At 72.1% G+C, this 2,398-nt stretch carries 1 protein-coding gene and 1 pseudogene; one reads left to right on the forward strand and one right to left on the reverse strand.

What is annotated here, in order from left to right; all coding sequences use genetic code 11:
* Positions 1–217 (reverse strand): annotated as a pseudogene (locus ACF1FZ_RS35010) (RNA polymerase sigma factor SigF); the annotation flags it as partial.
* 222 nt (positions 218–439) lie between these two features.
* On the opposite strand from ACF1FZ_RS35010, the gene ggt reads away from it, so the two are divergent.
* The gene (gene ggt, locus ACF1FZ_RS35015) at positions 440–2,245 is read left to right on the forward strand and encodes a gamma-glutamyltransferase (protein ID WP_391777403.1); all 1,806 of its coding nucleotides are present in this window, start codon (positions 440–442) and stop codon (positions 2,243–2,245) included.
* The last annotated feature ends 153 nt before the right edge of the window (positions 2,246–2,398 follow it).

The following is a 2,398-nucleotide window of genomic DNA, read 5'->3' on the forward strand; positions in this document are numbered from 1 at the left end:
CGATCAGGGTGTTGCGGGCGTACTGGTACTCGTGCGTTCCCTCCTCGAGGACCTGGAGCCGGTCGAAGAAGAGCTTCGACATGGCCCGGGCGTCCTGCGGGGCCACCTTCCCCGCATCCTCGATCCACGGCAGGTCCTGCGCTCCGGTACCGGTCATGACGCCCGACTCCGTCGCCGTGTCATGAGCCCCGGTGGTTCGTACTGACATCGCCGTCATGGTGTCGCCCTCCCTCAGATACTCACGTTCGGGCGAGCCAGTACCCCGTGCCCGCGAAGTCATTCCTCTTCCTCCCGAATTTTCTGCGGACCGTGACGGCAGCCGCGTGCGAGCGGTTCCGGCCGGCCGGCGCGATCGCCACGGCTACGTGTCCGAGGCGGTCCTGACGACGCGGGGGACGCGGCGTTACCCTGCGCGGACGATCCTTCTCAGGAGGTACGGATGCGTCATTCCGTCGGCCGGAATGTGTCGTTGCCACTCGTGATCGCCGTCATCGGCACGCTCGGGGCCGCGGCCCCCGCGGCCTCGGCGCCGCCCGTTCCGCCTCCCAAGTCGCCTGTCGCGGTGGGATACGGAGGCGCGGTGTCGAGCGTCGACGCGGACGCGTCGGCGGCCGGTATCGAGGTGCTCCGCAAGGGAGGCAACGCCGTTGACGCGGCCGTCGCCACCGCCGCCGCGCTGGGTGTCACGGAGCCCTACTCGGCGGGCATCGGAGGCGGCGGGTACTTCGTCCTCTACGACGCCAGGACGGGCAGAGTGCAGACCGTCGACGGCCGTGAGACCGCCCCCCGCAGTGCGGACTCCTCACTCTTCCTGGAGAACGGGCAGCCGATCCCCTTCAGTGACGCCGTCACCAGCGGACTGGGGGTCGGTACCCCCGGTACGCCCGCAACCTGGGAGAAGGTGCTCGACGCCTGGGGCAGCAAGCCGCTCGGACGGCTGCTCGAACCGGCCGAGCGGCTGGCGCGCGAGGGATTCGTCGTGGACGAGACCTTCCGTTCCCAGACCGCGGCCAACCAGGCGCGGTTCGCCGACTTCCCCGCGAGTGCCGAACTCTTCCTGCCCGGGGGCGATCTGCCGGTGACCGGATCGGTGTTCAAGAATCCCGACCTCGCCCGTACGTACCGGACGCTGGCCCGCGAGGGCGTCGACGAGCTGTACCGGGGTGAGCTCGCCCGGGACATCGTGTCGACGGTGCGGAAGCCGCCCGTGGACCCTGCGGCGACGCGTGTGGTGCGCGCGGGGGATCTGACGGCCGGAGACCTGAGAGGCTACCGCGCGCTGCGCCAGGCCCCCACCAGGACCGCCTACCGAGGCCTCGACGTGTACGGCATCGCGCCGTCCTCGTCCGGGGGCACGAGTGTGGGTGAGGCCCTCAACATCCTCGAGTCGACGGACCTGTCGAAGGTGAGCAGGACGCAGTACCTGCACCGGCTCATCGAGGCGAGCAGGATCGCTTTCGCCGACCGGGGCCGCTGGGTCGGCGACCCGGCGTTCGAGGACGTGCCGGCGCGGGAGCTCCTCAGCCAGCGCTTCGCCGACTCGCGCGCATGCCTCATCAAGGACGACGCGGTCCTCACCAGCCCGCTGGCTCCGGGCGACCCGCGCGACCCGGTCCGCTGCGCCACCGGGGGCGAGGCCGCCCCGACGACGTACGAGGGTGAGAACACGACGCACCTGACCACCGCGGACAAGTGGGGCAACGTCGTCGCCTACACCCTGACGATCGAGTCGACCGGGGGCAGCGGAATCACCGTGCCGGGGCGGGGCTTCCTGCTCAACAACGAGCTGACCGACTTCTCGTTCGCGCCGGCGAATCCGGCGGTCCACGACCCGAACCTGCCCGGCCCGGCCAAGCGTCCACGCTCGTCGATCTCGCCGACGATCGTGCTGGACCACGGAAAGCCCGTCCTCGCCCTGGGGTCACCGGGCGGTGCGACGATCATCACCACCGTCCTGCAGTCACTGACCGGCCACCTGGACCGGGGGCTGCCGCTGGTCGAGGCGATCGCCGCGCCGCGTGCCAGCCAGCGCAACTCGGCCACGACCGAGATCGAACCGGGGCTGTGGGACAGCCCGGTGCGCGAGGAGCTGGAAGCCATCGGGCACGTGTTCAAGGCGAACCCCGAGATCGGTGCGGCCACGGGTATCCAGCGCCTTCCCGGAGGGCGATGGCTCGCGGCCGCCGAAAAGGTGCGGCGTGGGGGCGGCTCGGCCATGGTGGTAGCGCCGAGCGGTCGTCATTGACCGATCCGCGCAAGCAGAGGCCCCGGGGCCGGGGGGGGGGGGGGGGGGGCCCCCCCCCCCCCCCCCGGCGCCCCCCCCCCCCCCGGGGCGGGCGGCGGGGGCGGCGCCGACGCCAAACCCCCCCGGGGGCCGCGGCTGCGCCGCGCACAGCAG

This window comes from Streptomyces sp. NPDC014623 (assembly GCF_043088245.1).
In the GTDB taxonomy this organism is placed as follows: Bacteria; Actinomycetota; Actinomycetes; order Streptomycetales; family Streptomycetaceae; genus Streptomyces.

What these genes read in the sequence shown, in the direction of transcription:
- ggt (WP_391777403.1), top strand. Translation starts at nt 440, where the DNA reads ATGCGTCATTCCGTCGGCCGGAATGTGTCGTTGCCACTCGTGATCGCC.